Here is a 17,737-nt window from a genome sequence, read left to right on the forward strand (position 1 = left end):
GCGTGCGGCCCGCGCTCCGGCGACCTTGGCGATTTCAGGACAGGGAGAGTCTTCATGTCTGACGGACAAATCGCATATCTTTCACTGGTCGTCGTCGCGTTCACGACCTTCGCCGTGGTTTTGCTTGGCGTCTATATCCACGCCAATCGGGACTAGGACTGAGGGGCTGACAGGTTCAGCGTCCGCCCACAGATCGCCAGCGGCGCGGGCCGGTGGCTGACCAGCACCACCCCCTGGCCCGTGCGGTCCAGCCGTGCGGCCAGCCGGTCCAGCACCACGGCCTCGGTGGCGGCGTCCAGGCCCTCGGTCGGCTCGTCCAGCAACAGCCACGGCGCGGGTCGCAGCAGGGCGCGGGCCAGGGACAGTCGTCGCCGTTCGCCGCCCGAAAGGCGTTCGCCATTGTCGCCCAGCCAGGCGTTCAGCCCGGCCGGCGCCGAGCGGATGCGCTCGTCCAGGGCGGCGTCGCGCAGGGCTTCCCACATCTCATCGTTAGACACGTCCGGCGCGGCCAGGCGCAGGTTGTCGGCCACCGTGCCGGCGATCAGGGCCGCGTCCTGAGGCGCCAGGGCGAAGGCCGCGCGGACTGCCGAAGGGGGTAGATCGGCCAGATCCGCGCCGCCCAGCCTGATGGTTCCGGGCGCGCTGGGGCGCAGGGCCACCAGGCGTTCCAGCAGGGTCGTCTTACCGGCGCCCGAAGGCCCGGTGATCGCGATGCGGTCTCCCGCTGCGAAGTCCTGGTCCAGCAGCCGCAGGTCGGGCGTCGACAGGCCGGGCGCGACGGCGGCCGTCGGCCCGTGTTGCAGCACGGCGTCCAGCCGGTCGGCCGCCTGATTGGCGGCGCCATCCTGGTCGAAGGCGGCGGCCAGGCCGGCGACGCCCTCTATGGCCATGGCGGCCGCTAGACCCGCCAGCGCCGCCAGCGCAGGGCCGGCCGGGACGGCCAGGACCACGGCGATGACGACCGCCAGGCCGAGGATCGCGGCCTGCGAGAAGGCGATCCAACCCCGGGCCCGGGCGGCGCGCAGTCGGGCTTCATCGACGGCCTCACCCTGCGTCGCCAGAGTCTCGCCGGCCCAGGCCTCCAGGCCATAGGCGCGTAGTTCGGGCGCGGCGGCGGACAGACTGGCGGCGGCGTCCTTCAACGCGCCCATGCGGGTTTGGATTTCGCGGCCGGCGGGGGCGGAGAAGCAGCGGGCCAGGGCGCGGGCCACCAGGATCGCGGCGGCGGCTGACAGCAGGATCGCAAGGGCCGTCGTCCAGCCCGACAGTGCGCCCAGCGCCACCCCCGCGGCGACGGCGGCGCCTGCGCCCCAAGGGGCCGACAGCCGCACGAACCTTGTCTCGACCGCGTCGACATCCTGCACCAGCCGGGCCGAAGCCTCGCCGCCGGAAAGGGCCAGGGCGGCGGCGGGCGGGGCGGCGGCCAGCGCGGAAAACAGCTCTGGCCGGATCGCGGCGAGTGATCGCAGGGCGGCCGCGTGGGCGCTGAGGCGTTCGCCATAGCGCGCGCCGGTGCGCAGGATGGCCAGCAGACGGATGGCGGCGCTGGGCAGCAGCACATTGAAGGCCTGGGCGCTGGCGAGGCCCGCCAGTCCCGCCAGGGCGGAGGCGGTGATGAACCAGCCCGACAGTCCCAGCAGCAGGGTGGAGGAACCCCCAACCACGGCGGCGCAGGCGGCGGCCAGCATCAGGCCCTCGGCGTGTCGGCGACGCTGGGCGCGGATCAGGGCCTGAAGGGGCGAGGCGCTCATGTCAGTCTCACCACATGGTCGGCCAGGTCGGCGACGGCCTGCGAGTGCGTGGCGATCAGGGTGGTGCGCCCTCTGGCGGCCTCGCGGAGGGCGGACAGCAGGTCAGCCTCGGCGGCGGCGTCGAGATTGGCGGTGGGCTCGTCCATCAGCAGGATCGGCGCCGGTTTGAGGATGGCGCGGGCCAGGGACAGCCGCCGGCGCTCGCCGCCCGACAGTCCACCGCCGCGCTCATCCAGCCAGGCGTCCAGACCGCCCGGTCGCATGGCCAGGGCGCCGGCCAGGCCCACGCGCTGGGCGGCGGCTTCTATTTCTTGGCGGGTGGCGTCGCGGTGGGCCAGGGCGATGTTGTCGGCGATGGAGCCCGGCGTGATCAGCGGGTGCTGACCGGCCCAGGCGATCTGGCCCGACAGCGCGCCAAGCTCGGCCAGGGGGCGGCCGTCGATCAGCACCGCGCCGGCGCTCAGCGGCGCCAGGTCGAGCAGCAGGTTGAGGATAGAGGTCTTGCCGGAGCCGCTGGGACCCAGCAGGGCGACGATCTTGCCCGCCGGGACCTCCAGGTCGAACCCCTGCAGCGCGGGCGCGTCGGCGTCCGGATAGTGGACGCTCACCCCGCTGAAGCGGATCACGGGCGGCGCGGTCAGGATCGGTGCGGCCGGGCGAGGCTGCGGACAGGGCAGGGCGATCAGGCTGGCGGTCGCGGCCTCGGCGGCCTGACGGTCGTGATAGGCGGCGGCCAGACGCCGCATCGGCAGATAGACCTCCGGCGCCAGGGCCAGCACGAAGAAGGCGCGCTTGAGGTCCAGCTGCTCCGGGACCGGGAAGGGCAGGAGGCGCAGCAGGTTGAAGCCGCAATAGACCGCCACCATGGCCACCGACAGGGCGGCGAAGAATTCCAGTGCGCCAGACGAGAAGAAGGCTACCCGCAGGACGCGGATGGTGCGGGTCGCCAGCTCGTCGGCGGAGCGGGCCAGGTCGCGCGTGATCCGGCTCTCGGCCTGGAAGGCCAGCACGACCGGCAGGGCGCGTACCCGGTCGAGGAACAGGCCCGACAGACGCTCCAGCGCCACGAACTGGGCGCGGGATTCGGCGGCGGCCGCCGTTCCCGCCAGGGCCATGGCGATGATGAACGGGAGCATGGCCCCCAGCAGAATGCCGGCGGCGATCGGGCTGGCGACGGCGGCGACGGCGATCAGGGCCAGAGGCGTGGCGGTCGCCGCGAACCGCGCCGGCAGGAAGCGCGAGACATGGCCGTCCAGCGCCTCGACCCCTTCGACCAGGGCGGTGGTCGCATCCCCGCTCGACATCGCGCCGCCAGGCTTGCGGGCCATCAGGGCGGTGGCGGCGTCGCTGCGGGCGGCGGTCTTGACCAGGGCAGCGGCCCTGGCGCCGGCCTCACCGGCCAGCTTGGCCATGACACCGCGTGCGATCATGGCGACGGCCAGCAGGGCCAGCCATCCCTGGAAGTCGCGCCCGGTGGCCAGGGCGTCGACGGCGCAGGCCAGGGCCGCAGCGAAGGCGGTCGCCGCCGCCCCATCCAGCAGGACCAGAGCGCGCGCGCGGCGCAGGGGGGCTGCGCCGGCCCTTGCGAGGTCCTTCAATCTTGTCGCGACCTGGGAGGGGCCAGCGATAAGCGCTGGACGAGCTTGCATGGGTTCAGTGTAGTTTGCCGGCGACCGCCGGCCTTGATCTGGATCAAGGTCTTCGCGGCCGGACCGGCCTAGGGCAGTGCTCTCGGTCGGCGCGATCATTCGCCGTCCGTTTCGGAGCTGTGTATGGACCCCGCCGTCGTCGATCTCTCGAGGCTGCAGTTCGCGCTGACCGCGCTGTACCACTTCCTGTTCGTGCCTCTGACCTTGGGGCTCTCGTTCATGCTCGTCATCATGGAGAGCATCTACGTGATGACCAAGCGTCCAATCTGGCGAACCGTCACGCGGTTCTGGGCCGGGTTGTTCGGTATCAACTTCGTCCTGGGCGTGGCTACGGGCCTGACCATGGAATTCCAGTTCGGCATGAACTGGTCCTACTACTCACATTATGTCGGCGATATCTTCGGTGCGCCGCTGGCGATCGAGGGCCTGATGGCCTTCTTCCTGGAAGCCACCTTCGTCGGCCTGATGTTCTTCGGCTGGGACAAGCTGTCCCGCGTGGGCCATCTGTTCGTGACCTTCATGGTCGCCATCGGCACCAACTTCTCGGCCCTCTGGATCCTGGTCGCCAACGGCTGGATGCAAAATCCCGTGGGCGCGGCGTTCAATTCCGACACCATGCGCATGGAGGTCACCGACTTCCGCGCGGTGCTGTTCAACCCGGTGGCCCAGGCCAAGTTCGTCCATACCGTCAGCGCGGGCTACACCATCGCCGCCGTCTTCGTGCTGGGGGTCTCGGCCTGGTATCTGCTGAAGGGCAAGCACATCGGCGTCGCCAAGCGCTCGATGACGGTCGCCGCCGCCTTCGGCCTGGCCTCGTCCCTGTCGGTCGTCGTGCTGGGCGACGAGAGCGGCTACGCCCTGACCGACAACCAGAAAATGAAGCTGGCCGCGCTGGAGGCCATGTGGGAGACCGAACCCGCCCCGGCCGGCCTGACCGCCTTTGGCATTCCCAGCCTCAAGGACCGCCAGACCCACTACGAGGTCAAGATTCCCTATGTGCTGGGCCTGATCGCCACGCGCAGCATCGACACGCCGGTGGCGGGTATTTTCGAGCTGGTCGCCACCGCCGAGGACCGCATCGAGTCCGGCGTCGTCGCCTATGGCGCGGTCGAAGCGCTGAAGGCCAATCCCAAGGACATGGCCGCCCGCGCGACCTTTGAGCTGCATCGCCGCGACCTGGGCTATGGCCTGCTGCTCAAGCGCTATGTCTCTGATCCGCGCATGGCCGACGCCGCGACCATCAGGAAGGCCTCGTGGGACACCGTGCCCAATGTGCCGGTGATGTTCTGGGCGTTCCGGATCATGGCGGGCACGGGCCTGCTGATGATCGCCCTGTTCGCCACCGCCTTCGTGCTGGTGACCCTGCGCAAGCACCAGACCAAATGGTTTCTGGTCCTGGCCGTCTGCGCCATCCCGCTGCCCTGGATCGCCACCGAGCTGGGCTGGATTCTGGCCGAGGTCGGTCGCCAGCCCTGGGCGGTGGAGGGCGTGTTGCCCACCTTCCTGGGCGCCTCCAGCCTGAGCGTCGCCCAGCTGTGGACCACCATCATCGCCTTCACCCTGCTGTACGGCGCCCTCGCGGTGGTCGAGGTCGGGCTGATCCTGCGTCACATCAAGAAGGGCCCTTTCGCCGAGCAGGAGGCGTTCGCCGCTTCCCCCGCCGGCGAACCGGCCGTCGCCTGAGGAATGACCGTCATGGAACTTCCAATCGACTACGCGACCCTGCGGGTCATCTGGTGGGCGCTGATGGGCGTCCTGCTTATCGGCTTCGCCCTCACCGACGGCTTTGACATGGGGGTCGGCGCGCTCTTGCCCTTCGTCGCGAAGACCGACCAGGAGCGCCGCATGGTGATCAACACCGTCGGGGCCACCTGGGAAGGCAACCAGGTGTGGTTCATCCTGGGTGGCGGCGCGATCTTCGCGGCCTGGCCGCTCGTCTATGCGGTCAGTTTCTCGGGCTTCTACCTCGCCATGTTCCTGGTGCTGGCGGCGATGATCCTGCGGCCGGTCGGCTTCAAGTATCGCTCCAAGCGGCCCGACCCGCGCTGGCGGTCCTTCTGGGACTGGGCGCTGTTCACCGGCGGCTTCGTGCCGGTGCTGGTGTTCGGCGTGGCGGTCGGCAACGTCCTGCAGGGCGCGCCCTTCCGCTTCGACAGCGATCTGCGCATCTCGTATCTCGGCTCGCTCCTGGGCCTGTTCTCGCCCTTCGCCCTGCTGTGCGGCCTGCTGTCGGTCTCGATGCTGGTGCTGCACGGCGCGGCCTGGCTGACCGTCAAGGCCGAGGTGGGGCCGGTCACCGAACGCGCTCGCCGCTTTGGCGAGATCGCCGGCCTGGCCAGCATCGTGCTGTTCGCCGCCGGCGGCTTCTATGTCGCGTTTGGCGGGATGGGCTTCCGGCTGGAAGGTCTGACCGACGCCGCCGGACCGTCCAATCCGCTGCGCACCACGGTGGTGGCCGCGCCCGGCGCCTGGCTCGACAACTATGTGCGCAATGGCTGGATGATCCTGGCGCCAGTGCTGGGCTTTGTCGGCGCGGCCGCGGCCCTGTTGGGGCTCCGCTTCGACAAGGCGCCGCTGTCGTTCGCCGGCTCTACAGCCTCGACCCTGGGCATCATTTCGACCGTCGGCCTGTCGATGTTCCCGTTCATCCTGCCAAGCGCCATCGATCCGCGCTCGAGCCTGACGGTGTGGAACGCCTCGTCCAGTCACCTGACGCTGTTCATCATGCTGATCTGCACGGTGATCTTCCTGCCGCTGGTCCTGCTCTACACCGCCTGGGTCTACAAGGTTCTGTGGGGACGCAGCACGACGGGCGCCCTGACCACCAACCCCGACCTGTATTAGGGAGACGAGACGATGTGGTATTTCGCGTGGATCCTGGGCCTGGGCCTGGCCGTCGCCTTCGGCGTGCTCAACGGCGTCTGGTACGAGTTCAACCTGTCGGACGACGGCGATGAGGGCCTGTCAGAGCCCTGATGCAGGGCGCGGCATGCCGGATTGGACGATTGCGACAATCCAGCGCGCTGGATTGGCGTCACCGTTAACCGTTGTTAAAGGGCGGATCGGGTCAAGTAGCACCGTGGTCTGGAGCGCGCCGAATACGCGAACCGGAGGCACGCCTGATCTGACGATCCCGGGGAAATCGATATGACCGACCAATCCGCCGAGCCGGCCCTGGAACTGATCTCCTTCTGCATCGGTGAGCAGGAGTTCTGCATCGACGTGAAGACCGTCCGCGAGATCCGCGGCTGGACTCCGGCGACGCCGATCCCGCACGCCCCGTCCTATCTGCGCGGCGTCATCAATCTGCGCGGCGCGATCATGCCGGTCATCGACCTGCGCAACCGCCTGGGCCTGGGCTTCACCGTTCCCGAGACCCGCCACGTGATCGTGGTCGTCGAGTGCCAGGACCGCCTGGCCGGCATCCTGGTGGACGCGGTCAGCGAGACCTTCACCGTGTCGCGCGACCACCTGCAGCCGGCTCCGGACCTGGGCGTCGAGGAACTGCGCTTCATCCAGGCGATCATCTCGATGGAAAACCGCCTGATCACCTATCTGCGCATGAACGACGTGTTCCCGGCGGTCATCCGCGAAGCGGCCTAAGCGCTTCCAGCCTTCTGGTTTCGAAAAGCCGCCGTCCGCTCATGCGGGCGGCGGCTTTTTCGTGGCCCTAAGCCTTGCGCACGATCAGGGCGGCGGCGGCGTGGAAGCCGGCCTCGGCCTCGGCGGCGGCGGCGACGCCCGCGTGGCGGTCAGCCGCGACGCTCATGGCCGCCCGGCCGGTGGTGGGGGCGGCATAGCTGGCCGAGACCCGGCGTGCGTCCTGAGCGCGCAGGGTGGCGTTTGAGGCCTGGGTCTCGTGCCAGGTCGCCAGCTGGTCGGCGGTCAGCCGGCCCTCGGGCGAGGCGTCGGCATGGGGCATGACCTCGCCAAAGCCGAGCGCCACGAAGCCGTGGATGACGCCGTAGTCCTCTTCCGAAAGTACAAATGTAATCTGACGCTCTTCGGTCTGGCCTGTATAAACTTCACTTTCCGGATCGAATTCGCGCAGCACCAAGATGTCGCCGACCGAGAAGTCGCGGTCATTGCGGCGGATCTCGAAGCGCTTCTTGCCCGAGCGGACAGCGGCGAAATACTGCGGCCAGGTCTTCAGTTCGTGGCGGTGCATGGTCTTGGCCTTCGTATGCGCATCGAGTCGGGGCAAATGGGATCGTGGGTGTCGAACGCCAGACCCTAGCGGAGGATTAATCCCACCGCACGCGGCTGTGGAGCGTCCTTGACGCAGGGGAGGCGTTTGACGGCCGGAATAACGCTGATACGCTTTACTGAACAACGATAAGTCAGGGGCGGGACATGACGGGCAAGCTTCCCAAGGCGTGCATCATCGGCGCGGGCTGTAGCGGCTTCACCACGGCCAAGCGGCTCAAGGACGTGGGCGTTCCCTATGACTGCTTCGAGATGTCCGATGACATCGGCGGCAACTGGTACTTCAAGAACCCCAACGGACTGTCGGCCTGCTACGAGAGCCTGCACATCGACACTTCCAAGTGGCGCCTGGCCTTCGAGGATTTCCCGGTCCCGGCCGAATGGCCCGACTTTCCGCATCACGCCCAGCTGCTGCAGTACTTCAAGGACTATGTCGCCCATTTCGGCCTGCGCGAGACCATCACCTTCAACACGAAGGTGGAGACCGCCCGCCGCACCGACGACGGCCTGTGGGCGGTGACGCTGGCAAGCGGCGAGACGCGACTCTACGACGTGCTGTTCGTCTGCAACGGCCACCACTGGGACCCGCGCATTCCCGACTATCCCGGCGAGTTCGACGGCCCCGCCTTCCACGCCCACGCCTATAGCGACCCGTTCGACCCCGTCGACATGCGCGGCAAGAACGTCGTGGTGGTGGGCATGGGCAATTCGGCCATGGATATCGCCAGCGAGCTCTCGCAACGCCCGATCGCCAAGAACCTGTGGGTCTCGGCCCGGCGCGGGGTCTGGGTGTTTCCGAAATATCTGAACGGCAAGCCGGCCGACAAGTCCGCCCTGCCGGCCTGGATGCCGCGCAAGCTGGGCCTGGCCCTGACCCGCAAGGTGCTGAAAAAGTCCATCGGCCGGATGGAAGACTACGGCCTCCCCAAGCCCGATCACGAGCCGCTGGAGGCCCACCCCTCGGTCTCGGGCGAGTTCCTCACCCGGGCCGGCTGCGGCGACATCAAGTTCAAGCCGGCCATCGCGGCGCTGGAGGGGCCCAATGTGCGGTTCGCCGACGGCAGCGTGGAACAGGTCGACGCCATCGTCTTCGCCACCGGCTACAAGATCAGCTTCCCGTTCTTCGACGATCCGGACCTGGTCCCGGGCCCGGATCACCGCTTTCCGCTGTTCAAGCGGATGATGAAGCCGGATGTCCCCAACCTGTTCTTCATGGGCCTGGCCCAGCCCCTGCCCACCCTGGTGAACTTCGCCGAGCAGCAGGCCAAGCTGGCGGCGGGCTATCTGGCGGGGACCTATGCGCCGCCGTCGGCCGACGAGATGGTCAAGATCACCGCCAGGGACGAAGAGCGCCATCTGGGCCAGTTCTACGCCTCGGCGCGGCACACGATTCAGGTGGATTTCAACGTCTATTGCGCGGACCTGAAGAAGGAGATCGCAAAGGGCGAGAAGCGGGCGCGGGCGGCGGGGAACCGGCTGCCGGTGGCGGCGCGGGCCGAGACGGCTTCCGTTCAGGCCGTCGTCGCCTGACTAAACCTGTCATCCCGGGCGGCGTAGCCGACCCGGGACCCAGGGGCCGGCGCAGTGCGGTTGCCCCTGGGTCCCGGCTCTCCGCTTCGCTGCGGCCGGGATGACAAGGTAAGGGATAGGGGAAGTAGAGCTGGAACCCCGAAAATGCCCAAGATCGACCTCGACAAGGACACCCGCGCCAAGCTGACCGACGGCCTGTCGCGCTATCTGAGGGACGAGCTGGATCTGGAGGTCAAAGGCTTCGACGCCCAGTTCCTGCTCGACTTCATCACCGAGCGGCTGGGGCCCTACTATTACAATCAGGGTCTCCACGACGCCCAGGCGCTGTTCGCCAAGAAGATCGAGAGCGTCACCGACGCGGTCTATGAGCTGGAGCAGCCGACGAAGCCCTTCTAGACTCCGCTCTCCCCGGCGTTGGCTTCGCCGCACTGACGTGTCGCCGGGGAGAGCGGGGTGTGTTGGCTCCCCCAGCGGCAGCATTGACCTCCGGCCCGCCAGACGCATCATCCCTGAACGGTGATCAGTCTGCGCATGACGTGACGACGCTAGGGAAGGAACAGCATGCCGATCGTCCGCGCGCGGCGAAAGTCTTGCCCCATGCGGCGGAATGAGGCTCAAATCATGACGGGGCGTCACGATCGCCTCGTTCCTGAGTCGCGTTTGATGTCGAATATCGCCTATTTCCCCAAGGCCCCGGTTGTGGACGATCGGCCCGGCAAGCGCGAACGCACCAAGGTCGCCAATCGCCAGGCCATCCTCGATGCGGCGCGGGAAGTGTTCGGCGAGCTGGGTTATGACGCCGCCACGGTGCGCGACATTATCCGCCGCACGGGTTTGGCCTCGGGCACTTTCTACAACTACTACAAGTCCAAGGAAGAAGTGTTCGACGCCCTGGCCGACGACGGCGCGCGGCGCTTTCGGCCGCTGCTGCGGGTCGAGGTCGAGAAGGCCGTCGACTTCGAGTCGTTCCTGCGCGGTGCGATCACCGCGTATTTCGTCTTCGTCGCCACCGAGCAGGAGACCTGGCGCCTGAATCGGCCCGCGGGCGAACCGATCCCCCAAGCTCGGGCCACGCCCGAGATCGTGGCGGTGTTCGACCAGGTGCGCGAAGGCTTCGCCAAGGTTCTGGAGCTTGAGCACGCGCCGGCTGTCGACCTGGACTATCTGACCGCCGCCTGCATCGCCGTGGCGCGCGAAGTCAGCGACAAGATGCTGGAGCGCCGTCCGGTCGATACGGCCGGCGCCGCTGACTTTGCCGTCAAACTGATCCTCGGCGGCCTTCCCGCCCTTCCCAAACTCTAGTCCCTTACCCGGAGCTCGCATGGCTGACGCCGCCGTCCAGAAGTTCATTCTGAAGACCATCCTGTCCCTGCCCAGCCCGATCCTGCGGGCCATGTCCGGGGGCGGGGTGGTCTATCGCGGCGGCCGCACCCTGGACCCGCGCTTCCAGTTCTTCGCCCACACCGCCCAGAAGATGCCGTCGATGACGACCCTGCCGCCCGACGTGGCGCGCGAGGCCAGCGCCAAGGGTCTGGGCGCGGTGTCGGGACCGCCGGAGCCCGGCGTGCGGACGGAAAGCCTGTCGATTGAAGGGCCGGGCGGGCCCTTGCCGCTGCGTGCCTATCGCCCGGCCGAGCAGGACGCCGACGCCCCCCTGATCGTCTTCGCCCATTTCGGCGGCGGGGTGATCGGCGATCTGGAAACCTGCCACGCCTTCTGCGGTATCCTGGCCCGGATCGCCAAGACCGCCGTGCTGTCGGTCGACTATCGCCTGGCGCCCGATCACCGCTTCCCGGCCGGTCTGGACGACGTGCTGGCCGCCTATCGCTGGGGCCGCGACAACGCTGCCCGTTTCGGCGCTCGGCCAGGCACGGCGGCCATCGGCGGCGACTCGATGGGCGGCAACTTCGCCGCCATCATCGCCCAGGAGATGCAGCGCACGGGCGAGGCCCAGCCGGCCCTGCAGCTGCTGATCTATCCCGCCGTCGACGTGGCCAGCGAGACGGCCTCGATGACCACCTATGCCGACGCCTATCCGCTGAGCCGGCCGATCATGGACTGGTTCATGGGTCACTATATGGGCCCCGACGCCGATCCGGCCGACCCACGCCTGTCGCCCAACAAGGCGGCCGATCTCGCGGGCCTGGCGCCGGCCGTGGTGATCACCGCCGGCTTTGATCCGCTGGTCGACCAGGGCGAGGCCTATGCCAAGCGCCTGCAGGCCGCCGGCGTGCCGGTGACCTATCGTTGCTATGACAGCCTGGCCCATGGCTTCACGGCCTTTACCGGGGCGGTGCCGGCGGCCGACGCGGCCTGCCGCGAGGTGGCGCGGCTGGTGCGCGAGGCCTTCGTGGCGGGACCCGATAAGTAGGACGGGCGGAGACCGGATAGTCCGGACTTTTTCTGGATAAACTCCACAAAAACATCCGCTCTCCCCGGCGAAGGCCGGGGCGGGGCTAGTGCGGGAGGCGTTCGATTGAATCGCGTGAGTCGCATTGTTCTTCTCCCTTCCCCCTTTGATGGGGGAAGGGCGGGGATGGGGGTGACCCCGCCGGACGGTTTTGCTCGGCCGAGCCCCATCCTGAACCGCTGTCACCCCCATCCCCAACCCTTCCCCCATCAAAGGGGGAAGGGGGCATGAGAGCGCTTGTCGTCGAGAGCCTGGCCCCCGACTACGCCGGCTGCGCGGTCCGCGAGGTCGCCACGCCGACGCCCGGTCCCGGCGAGGTGCTGGTCGAGGTCAAGGCCGCCAGCGTCAACTTCCCCGACCTGCTGATGACCCGCGGCGAATACCAGTTCAAGCCGCCCACGCCCTTCACCCCGGGTCTGGACCTGGCCGGCGAGGTCGCGGCGCTGGGGCAGGGGGTCTCGGGCTTTTCCGTGGGCGATGCGGTGGTCGGCGGCGCGCGGCTGGGGGCCTTCGCGCACTATGCCGTGGTCTCGGCCGAGGCCCTGAAGCCCAAGCCCCAGCGTCTGTCGTTCGCCCAGGCCGCCGCCTATGGCGCGGCCTATCTGACCGCCTATGTCGCCCTGGTGCGCCGGGCGCGGATCGAGCCGGGCGACTGGGTGCTGGTCCACGGCGCGGCCGGCGGGGTAGGTCTGGCGGCGGTGGACCTGGCCAAGGCTCTGGGCGCACGGGTGATCGCGGCCTCGGCCTCTGACGACAAGCTGGCGGCCATCCAGGCGCTGTATGCGCCTGACGCTGTCGTCAACGTCACCGGCGGCTTTCGCGATCAGGTGAAAGCCATCACCGGCGGGCGCGGGGCCGACATCATCTATGACCCCGTGGGCGGCGACGTGTTCGACGAGAGCGTGCGCTGCATCGCCTTTGACGGCCGGCTGCTGGTGATCGGCTTCACCTCCGGGCGGATCCCGACGGTCTCGGTCAATATGCCGCTGATCAAGGGCTTCTCGGTTATGGGCGTGCGGGCCGGCGAATATGGCCGGCAGTTCCCCGAGAAGGGCCGAGAGAACGGCGAGGCGGTGTGGCGCATGGCCAACGAAGGGGTGATCTCGCCGCATGTGCATGCCCAGCTGCCGCTGGAGCGCTGGCGTGAGGCGTTTGATCTGCTGGCCGAGCGCAAGGTGGTGGGCAAGGCGGTGATTGTTCCTTGAAAGCTCTCATCCCGGCTCGGCGCTTCGCTTGGCCGGGATGACAGTTTCAGCGGCCGACTCAGGTTGACAGCCGTCGCCCCTTCCCTTATCCACCGCCCCTCACTCGCGGAGGCCTTGCGGCCCTTGCGTCCCATTATTATCGGAGCCACCTCGTGAAGCGGACATTCCAGCCGTCGAAGCTCGTGCGAGCCCGCCGTCACGGCTACCGCGCACGTATGGCCACCAAGAACGGCCAAAAAATCGTTGCGCGTCGCCGCGCCAAGGGCCGTAAGCGCCTGACGGCCTAAGAACGGCTCACCCCGTTCTTTTTCCCGCTTCGGCGGGAAGCACAGACCATGATAAAAGCCGCCTTTTCCCAGAGCCTGACCTCAGGTTTTCGCCGGAAAGGGCGGCTTTTTTCATGACCGCGATCCAGCCCGCAGATGCGGTGAAGATCGAGCGCCTGAAAAAGCGCCCCGATTTCCTCAAAGCCGCCAAGGCGCCCGCCCTGTCGCGCGGCGCGGTGTTCATGCAGATGCGCGCCCGACTCGACGATGATCCCCTGATCCGTGTGGGATTCACCGCCACCAAGAAGGTCGGCGGCTCGGTCGAGCGCAATCGCGCCAAGCGCCGCCTGCGCGAGGCCGCAAGGCTGTTGTTACCCCTTCATGGCCGCCCCATGTACGACTATGTATTCATCGCGCGCGGCGGCACCCGCACCCGCGAATGGGGGCGTTTGCTTGACGATGTGAAAACCGCGCTGATAAGCCTCGCGGCCGAACATGATCGCGCGGAGGCTCGGGCCAGGCTGGCTCAATCCGCTGATCTTCCCAAAGACCCGTCTTCTGACGCTCAACCTGCTAACCCAGGCGCGCCCGATCCCTCCGTTTCCGGTTAAGTCATCCATGCAGAACGACAACAAAAACACGTTGATGTTCATCGTCAGCGCGTTCGCGATCCTGATCGGGTACCAGTTCTTCATCCTGGGTCCGCAGCAGAAGAAGGCCGACGCCGAGTTGCAGGCCAAGAAGGCCGCCGAGGCCCGGATGGTCGCGACCCAGCCTGGCGTGGTGCTCGGCCCCGATGGTCGTCCTGCGCCGCTGAAGCTGTCGCGAGACGCCGCCAAGGCCCAGAGCCCGCGCGTCGCCGTCGATACGCCGGCCCTGTCGGGTTCGATCTCGCTGCGCGGCGCCCGGATCGATGACCTGTGGCTCAAGCGCTATGGCCAGACCACGTCCAAGACCTCGCCGCCGGTCGAGCTGTTCCGCCCCGAGGGCGCCGAGCATGCCTGGTTCGCAGACTTCGGCTGGGCCGGCGCCAACCTGCCGGGCCTGCCCGACAGCCGCACCCTGTGGACCACCGCGCCGGGCCAGACCCTGACCCCGACCTCGCCGGTCGTCATGACCCATGACAACGGCCAGGGCCTGATCTTCACCCGCACCATTTCGGTCGATGTCGACGCCATGTTCACCGTGGCCGACAGCGTCCGCAACCAGGGTGGCCAGACCCTGTCCCTGGCGCCCTATGCCTCCGTTCAGCGCCAGGGCATCCCCGAAAAGCTCGGCAAGAACCAGATCATCCACGAAGGCGCCATCGGCGTGTTCGGCGGCGCCGACGGCAAGAACCACGAACTCAAGCAGTCCAAGTACGGCAAGTGGAAGAAGGACAAGCCACTCGAGACCTTCACCTCGAAGGGTGGCTGGACCGGCGTCACCGACCAGTACTGGCTGGCGGCCCTGATCCCCGACCAGACGCAGGACGTCGCGGCCCAGTACCGCGTCACCCAGGCCGGACCGGTCGACATCTATGACGTCAATATTGTGGGCCAGACCAGGACCCTGGCCCCCGGCCAGACCCTGAGCCAGAGCACCCGTCTGTTCGCCGGCCCCAAGACCGTGCCCCTGCTGCGTCAGTATGAATATGGCGGCGAGCCGCCGGCCTGGTGGAAGTTCTGGGACGGCAAGAAGGCCGAGGTGCCGCGCTTCGACGACGCCGTCGACTGGGGCATGTTCAGCTTCTTCACCCGCCCGATCTTCAACATCATGGAGATGTTCTACAAGTGGGTCGGCAACTTCGGCGTCGCCATCCTGCTTCTGACCGTGGCCCTCAAGCTCGTGCTCTATCCGCTGGCGGACAAGAGCTACGAGTCGATGGCCAAGATGAAAAAGATCGCCCCCGAGGTCGAAAAGCTGAAGGCCAAGTTCAAGGACGATCCGACCAAGCAGCAGCAGGAAATGATGGCGCTGTACGGCAAGGAGAAGATCAATCCGATGATGGGCTGCCTGCCCATGCTGATCCAGATCCCGGTGTTCTACTCGCTGTACAAGGTGCTGACGGTGACCATCGAAATGCGGCATGCGCCGTTCTTCGGCTGGATCCGCGATCTGTCGGCGCCCGAGCCCACCAGCCTGTTCAACCTGTTTGGCCTGATCCCCTATGATCCGGGCGCCCTGCCGCTGGTCGGCGCCATGATCGCCCACCTGGGCATCTGGCCGCTGCTGTATGGCGTGACCATGTGGCTGACCACGGCCATGAACCCGCCGGCCGCTGACCCGATCCAGCAGAAGATCTTCCAGTGGTTCCCGGTGATCTTCACCTTCACCCTGTCGGGCTTCGCCGTGGGTCTGGTGATCTACTGGTGTTGGTCCAACGTCCTGACCATCTTCCAGCAGTACATCATCATGCGCCGCTACAAGGTCGAGAACCCGATCGACCAGATCATCGCCCGCTTCCAGGGCAAACCCACCGTGGCGACCTGATGACCGAACCCAACTTCGCGCCCGCTCCCGGTCCCGTCTTCACCGAGGAAGAGATCGAGGCGGCGCGCGTGCTGTTCGCCCAGCCGGTGGCCTTCATGATGGGGGCCGTCAACATGGACGGCCTGCCCCATCCGATCGCACCGGAAGTGTGCTTCGCCGGCCGCTCCAATGTCGGCAAGTCCAGCCTGATCAACGGTCTGGTCGGCCAGAAGTACCTGGCCCGCGCCTCCAACGAGCCGGGCCGCACGCGGGAGATCAACTTCTTCCTGCTGGCCGAGAAGCTGCGCCTGGTCGACCTGCCGGGCTATGGCTTCGCGCGCGCCTCGAAGACCACTGTCAGCAAGTTCCAGGACCTGGGCCGGGCCTATCTGCGCGGCCGGGCCACCCTGCGCCGTGTCTATCTGCTGATCGACGCCCGCCATGGCCTCAAGAAGGTCGACCAGGAAGCCCTCGACGCCCTGGATACGGCGGCGGTCTCCTATCAGATCATCCTGACCAAGTCCGACAAGATCAAGCCGCACGAGGTCGAGAAGGTCACCGCCGAGACCGTGAAGGCGATCGCCAAGCGCCCGGCGGCTTTCCCGCGCGTTCTGGCTACCTCGTCGGAAAAGGGCCTGGGCATGCCGGAGCTGCGGGCCGAGATCGCACGGGTCTGTCTGGACGAATAGCGGGCGGGGCTTTCGCAAGTTCGGCCTGTAGGCGATCTTCGGCCGGCTAGGTTGGGGTGCGGTATGAGCAAGGCCGTTGTTCTCCTTGGCGCGGATCACCGCGGATACGCCCTGAAGGCGCATCTGATCGACTGGCTGGAGCACTATGGCTATGCGCCCAAAGACGTAGGTGCGCACGGTCCGGAGCGTTGCGACGCCCTGGACTACGCCCGGAAGCTTGCGGCGGAATTCCAGTCAGGTTCGGCCAGATTTGGCATTCTGATTTGCGGTTCGGGTCAGGCGATGGCCATGAGCGCCAATCGCTTTCAGCACCTGCGCGCGGCGCTGTGCGGCAGCGTCGAGATGGCCAGGACCACGCGCGAGCACAACGACGCAAATGTCCTGGTGCTCGGCGCGGATTCGACGTCGCAAGACGAGGCGCTGGAAATTCTCCGGGCGTTTCTGGGAACCGGATTCCTGGGCGGCAGGTATGCCGATCGCCGCGATGCGCTGACAGCCCTGGGCGGTCTTTAAACCGGCGGCAGGCATTTCCCCCCGGGCCCCAGCGGCCGCGTCTAGAGCATTTTCCGATCAGTCTGCATCATACCCTGCGGCGGCGAAGTAGTTGGCGCATTCCTTGGGTGTGAAGGTGTCGATGATCTGGGCGATGGCCTTCCAGAGTTGATCTCTGGTGCGGGCGGCGGCCTTTCGAAGCATGGCCTTGAGCTTTGAGAAGGCATTCTCGATGGGATTGAGGTCGGGGCTGTAGGGCGGCAGGAAGAGAAGGGTTGCTCCGGCGGCCTCGATGGCGCGGCGGGCGGCGGCGTTGCGGTGACTGGCCAGGTTGTCGAGGATGACGATGTCGCCGGGCGCCAGGGTGGGGGCCAGCACCTGTTCTGCGTAGGCCTGGAACCAAAGGCCGGTCATCGGGCCGTCCACGACCATGGGCGCGGTCATGCCGTTCAGCCTCAGGCCGCCGATGAAGGTGGTGGTCTTCCAGTGGCCGTGCGGCACGCTGCAGCGCAGCCGCTGTCCGCGCGGCGCCCGGCCGTGGCGGCGGGCCATCTTGGTGGTGGCCCCGGTCTCGTCGAGGAACACCAGTCTCGCCGGATCCAGATCAAGCTGGCCGTCGAACCAGTCCTGACGGCGCTTCAGGACGTCGGGACGGCTCTGCTCGTCCGCGTGCGCCGACTTTTTTTGAGCGTGATCCCGCGACGGCCGAAGAACCGCCAGATCGAGGCGCTGCTTACCGCAACCCCGCGCCCGGCCAGCGCCGCCTCGATCTCGGCCAAGGTGATGTCCGGCCGCTCATCGATCAGGCCCAGGATCACATCCGCCTGCGCCTCGATGCGGCCCGACCGACGGTCGCCGCCCAGAGGCCCCGGCCGCACATCGCCCGTCCGCCGCGACAGCGCCCGCCACCGGATCGCGCTCGCCGCGCTCACCCCGAACCGCGCCGCCGCCCCACGGCACGACATCCCCTCGTCAATCGCAGCGATCACCCGCTCGCGAAGATCTACCGACAGCGCCTTGCTCATCCATGCCGGCCTCCATCACCAGCAAGGAGCTTGAATCACCCCAAAGCTGATTTGGGAATCCCA

17 protein-coding genes and 2 pseudogenes are annotated in these 17,737 nt (G+C 67.5%); 14 read left to right on the top strand and 5 right to left on the bottom strand.

From position 1 onward, the window contains the following. Nucleotides 1–152: 152 nt before the first annotated feature. Together ACW17Z_RS15100 and cydD are read right to left on the bottom strand one after the other, a co-directional pair. Nucleotides 153–1,751, bottom strand: coding sequence for an amino acid ABC transporter ATP-binding/permease protein (locus tag ACW17Z_RS15100; protein WP_492056591.1), 1,599 nt, complete (start codon nucleotides 1,749–1,751; stop codon nucleotides 153–155). Next, complete coding sequence (cydD, locus tag ACW17Z_RS15105; protein ID WP_492056592.1) at nucleotides 1,748–3,400, bottom strand: thiol reductant ABC exporter subunit CydD; 1,653 nt, start codon at nucleotides 3,398–3,400, stop codon at nucleotides 1,748–1,750. The genes ACW17Z_RS15100 and cydD overlap by 4 nt, the downstream gene beginning before the upstream one ends. A 123-nt stretch (nucleotides 3,401–3,523) precedes the next feature. Here cydD and ACW17Z_RS15110 point away from each other — a divergent pair, with 123 nt between their 5' ends. The 4 genes from ACW17Z_RS15110 (at nucleotide 3,524) to ACW17Z_RS15125 (ending at nucleotide 7,003) form a co-directional block, all read left to right on the top strand. Beyond that, nucleotides 3,524–5,083 (top strand): cytochrome ubiquinol oxidase subunit I, encoded by a 1,560-nt coding sequence (locus ACW17Z_RS15110; protein ID WP_492056594.1) that lies wholly within the window; start codon nucleotides 3,524–3,526, stop codon nucleotides 5,081–5,083. A 12-nt stretch (nucleotides 5,084–5,095) separates the two neighbouring features. After that, complete coding sequence (gene cydB, locus ACW17Z_RS15115; protein ID WP_492056595.1) at nucleotides 5,096–6,244, top strand: cytochrome d ubiquinol oxidase subunit II; 1,149 nt, start codon at nucleotides 5,096–5,098, stop codon at nucleotides 6,242–6,244. Nucleotides 6,245–6,256: 12 nt separating this feature from the next. Beyond that, nucleotides 6,257–6,376: a cytochrome bd-I oxidase subunit CydX gene (cydX, locus tag ACW17Z_RS15120; RefSeq protein WP_419252411.1), complete on the top strand. Its 120-nt coding sequence runs from the start codon at nucleotides 6,257–6,259 to the stop codon at nucleotides 6,374–6,376. Between the two features lie 171 nt (nucleotides 6,377–6,547). Further along, nucleotides 6,548–7,003 carry a chemotaxis protein CheW gene (locus tag ACW17Z_RS15125; protein ID WP_419318365.1) on the top strand — a complete coding sequence of 152 codons (456 nt, stop codon included), beginning with the start codon at nucleotides 6,548–6,550 and terminating at the stop codon, nucleotides 7,001–7,003. A gap of 67 nt (nucleotides 7,004–7,070) precedes the next feature. Here the strand turns inward: ACW17Z_RS15125 and ACW17Z_RS15130 are convergent, their stop codons facing one another. Next, nucleotides 7,071–7,568, bottom strand: a complete 498-nt coding sequence (locus tag ACW17Z_RS15130; RefSeq protein ID WP_419318363.1) for an ASCH/PUA domain-containing protein — start codon at nucleotides 7,566–7,568, stop codon at nucleotides 7,071–7,073. A 185-nt stretch (nucleotides 7,569–7,753) separates the two neighbouring features. Between ACW17Z_RS15130 and ACW17Z_RS15135 the strand changes: the two genes are divergently transcribed. Beyond that, nucleotides 7,754–9,136, top strand: coding sequence for a flavin-containing monooxygenase (locus ACW17Z_RS15135; RefSeq protein WP_492056596.1), 1,383 nt, complete (start codon nucleotides 7,754–7,756; stop codon nucleotides 9,134–9,136). Nucleotides 9,137–9,161: 25 nt separating this feature from the next. Here ACW17Z_RS15135 and ACW17Z_RS15140 read toward each other — a convergent pair. Then, nucleotides 9,162–9,242: pseudogene (locus ACW17Z_RS15140) on the bottom strand (hypothetical protein); the annotation flags it as partial. A 38-nt stretch (nucleotides 9,243–9,280) separates the two neighbouring features. Here ACW17Z_RS15140 and ACW17Z_RS15145 point away from each other — a divergent pair. The 9 genes and pseudogenes from ACW17Z_RS15145 to ACW17Z_RS15185 all read left to right on the top strand — a co-directional run bounded on the left by ACW17Z_RS15145 (nucleotide 9,281) and on the right by ACW17Z_RS15185 (nucleotide 16,670). Further along, nucleotides 9,281–9,532 (top strand): DUF2164 domain-containing protein, encoded by a 252-nt coding sequence (locus tag ACW17Z_RS15145; RefSeq protein WP_419318360.1) that lies wholly within the window; start codon nucleotides 9,281–9,283, stop codon nucleotides 9,530–9,532. 267 nt (nucleotides 9,533–9,799) lie between these two features. Continuing rightward, nucleotides 9,800–10,438: a TetR/AcrR family transcriptional regulator gene (locus tag ACW17Z_RS15150; RefSeq protein ID WP_419318358.1), complete on the top strand. Its 639-nt coding sequence runs from the start codon at nucleotides 9,800–9,802 to the stop codon at nucleotides 10,436–10,438. 10 nt (nucleotides 10,439–10,448) lie between these two features. Continuing rightward, nucleotides 10,449–11,507 (top strand): annotated as a pseudogene (locus ACW17Z_RS15155) (alpha/beta hydrolase); the annotation flags it as partial. A gap of 266 nt (nucleotides 11,508–11,773) precedes the next feature. Beyond that, nucleotides 11,774–12,751, top strand: coding sequence for an NADPH:quinone oxidoreductase family protein (locus ACW17Z_RS15160; RefSeq protein ID WP_492056597.1), 978 nt, complete (start codon nucleotides 11,774–11,776; stop codon nucleotides 12,749–12,751). 152 nt (nucleotides 12,752–12,903) lie between these two features. Then, the gene (gene rpmH, locus ACW17Z_RS15165) at nucleotides 12,904–13,038 is read left to right on the top strand and encodes a 50S ribosomal protein L34 (RefSeq protein ID WP_012284717.1); all 135 of its coding nucleotides are present in this window, start codon (nucleotides 12,904–12,906) and stop codon (nucleotides 13,036–13,038) included. A 113-nt stretch (nucleotides 13,039–13,151) separates the two neighbouring features. Beyond that, nucleotides 13,152–13,628, top strand: coding sequence for a ribonuclease P protein component (gene rnpA, locus ACW17Z_RS15170; protein ID WP_419318354.1), 477 nt, complete (start codon nucleotides 13,152–13,154; stop codon nucleotides 13,626–13,628). 7 nt (nucleotides 13,629–13,635) lie between these two features. Beyond that, nucleotides 13,636–15,489 carry a membrane protein insertase YidC gene (gene yidC, locus ACW17Z_RS15175; RefSeq protein WP_492056598.1) on the top strand — a complete coding sequence of 618 codons (1,854 nt, stop codon included), beginning with the start codon at nucleotides 13,636–13,638 and terminating at the stop codon, nucleotides 15,487–15,489. Then, on the top strand, nucleotides 15,489–16,157 hold the full coding sequence (gene yihA / locus ACW17Z_RS15180; protein ID WP_419318350.1) for a ribosome biogenesis GTP-binding protein YihA/YsxC: 669 nt from the start codon (nucleotides 15,489–15,491) through the stop codon (nucleotides 16,155–16,157). The genes yidC and yihA overlap by 1 nt, the downstream gene beginning before the upstream one ends. Nucleotides 16,158–16,220: 63 nt before the next feature. Further along, a complete protein-coding gene (locus ACW17Z_RS15185; RefSeq protein WP_492056599.1) occupies nucleotides 16,221–16,670 on the top strand; it encodes an RpiB/LacA/LacB family sugar-phosphate isomerase in 450 nt (149 codons plus the stop codon). Between the two features lie 57 nt (nucleotides 16,671–16,727). Here ACW17Z_RS15185 and ACW17Z_RS15190 read toward each other — a convergent pair. After that, a protein-coding gene (locus tag ACW17Z_RS15190; protein WP_492056600.1) for an IS630 family transposase occupies nucleotides 16,728–17,674 on the bottom strand; the annotation gives its coding sequence in 2 pieces (ribosomal slippage) (nucleotides 16,728–17,338 and nucleotides 17,338–17,674; 948 coding nt in all). Between the last annotated feature and the right edge of the window lie 63 nt (nucleotides 17,675–17,737).

This window comes from Caulobacter sp. GSs2, from assembly GCF_058680895.1.

Coding starts and splice junctions, on each gene's coding strand:
- ACW17Z_RS15100 (WP_492056591.1), bottom strand. CDS start 1,751: ATGAGCGCCTCGCCCCTTCAGGCCCTGATCCGCGCCCAGCGTCGCCGA.
- cydD (WP_492056592.1), bottom strand. CDS start 3,400: ATGCAAGCTCGTCCAGCGCTTATCGCTGGCCCCTCCCAGGTCGCGACA.
- ACW17Z_RS15110 (WP_492056594.1), top strand. CDS start 3,524: ATGGACCCCGCCGTCGTCGATCTCTCGAGGCTGCAGTTCGCGCTGACC.
- cydB (WP_492056595.1), top strand. CDS start 5,096: ATGGAACTTCCAATCGACTACGCGACCCTGCGGGTCATCTGGTGGGCG.
- cydX (WP_419252411.1), top strand. CDS start 6,257: ATGTGGTATTTCGCGTGGATCCTGGGCCTGGGCCTGGCCGTCGCCTTC.
- ACW17Z_RS15125 (WP_419318365.1), top strand. CDS start 6,548: ATGACCGACCAATCCGCCGAGCCGGCCCTGGAACTGATCTCCTTCTGC.
- ACW17Z_RS15130 (WP_419318363.1), bottom strand. CDS start 7,568: ATGCACCGCCACGAACTGAAGACCTGGCCGCAGTATTTCGCCGCTGTC.
- ACW17Z_RS15135 (WP_492056596.1), top strand. CDS start 7,754: ATGACGGGCAAGCTTCCCAAGGCGTGCATCATCGGCGCGGGCTGTAGC.
- ACW17Z_RS15145 (WP_419318360.1), top strand. CDS start 9,281: ATGCCCAAGATCGACCTCGACAAGGACACCCGCGCCAAGCTGACCGAC.
- ACW17Z_RS15150 (WP_419318358.1), top strand. CDS start 9,800: ATGTCGAATATCGCCTATTTCCCCAAGGCCCCGGTTGTGGACGATCGG.
- ACW17Z_RS15160 (WP_492056597.1), top strand. CDS start 11,774: ATGAGAGCGCTTGTCGTCGAGAGCCTGGCCCCCGACTACGCCGGCTGC.
- rnpA (WP_419318354.1), top strand. CDS start 13,152: ATGACCGCGATCCAGCCCGCAGATGCGGTGAAGATCGAGCGCCTGAAA.
- yidC (WP_492056598.1), top strand. CDS start 13,636: ATGCAGAACGACAACAAAAACACGTTGATGTTCATCGTCAGCGCGTTC.
- yihA (WP_419318350.1), top strand. CDS start 15,489: ATGACCGAACCCAACTTCGCGCCCGCTCCCGGTCCCGTCTTCACCGAG.
- ACW17Z_RS15185 (WP_492056599.1), top strand. CDS start 16,221: ATGAGCAAGGCCGTTGTTCTCCTTGGCGCGGATCACCGCGGATACGCC.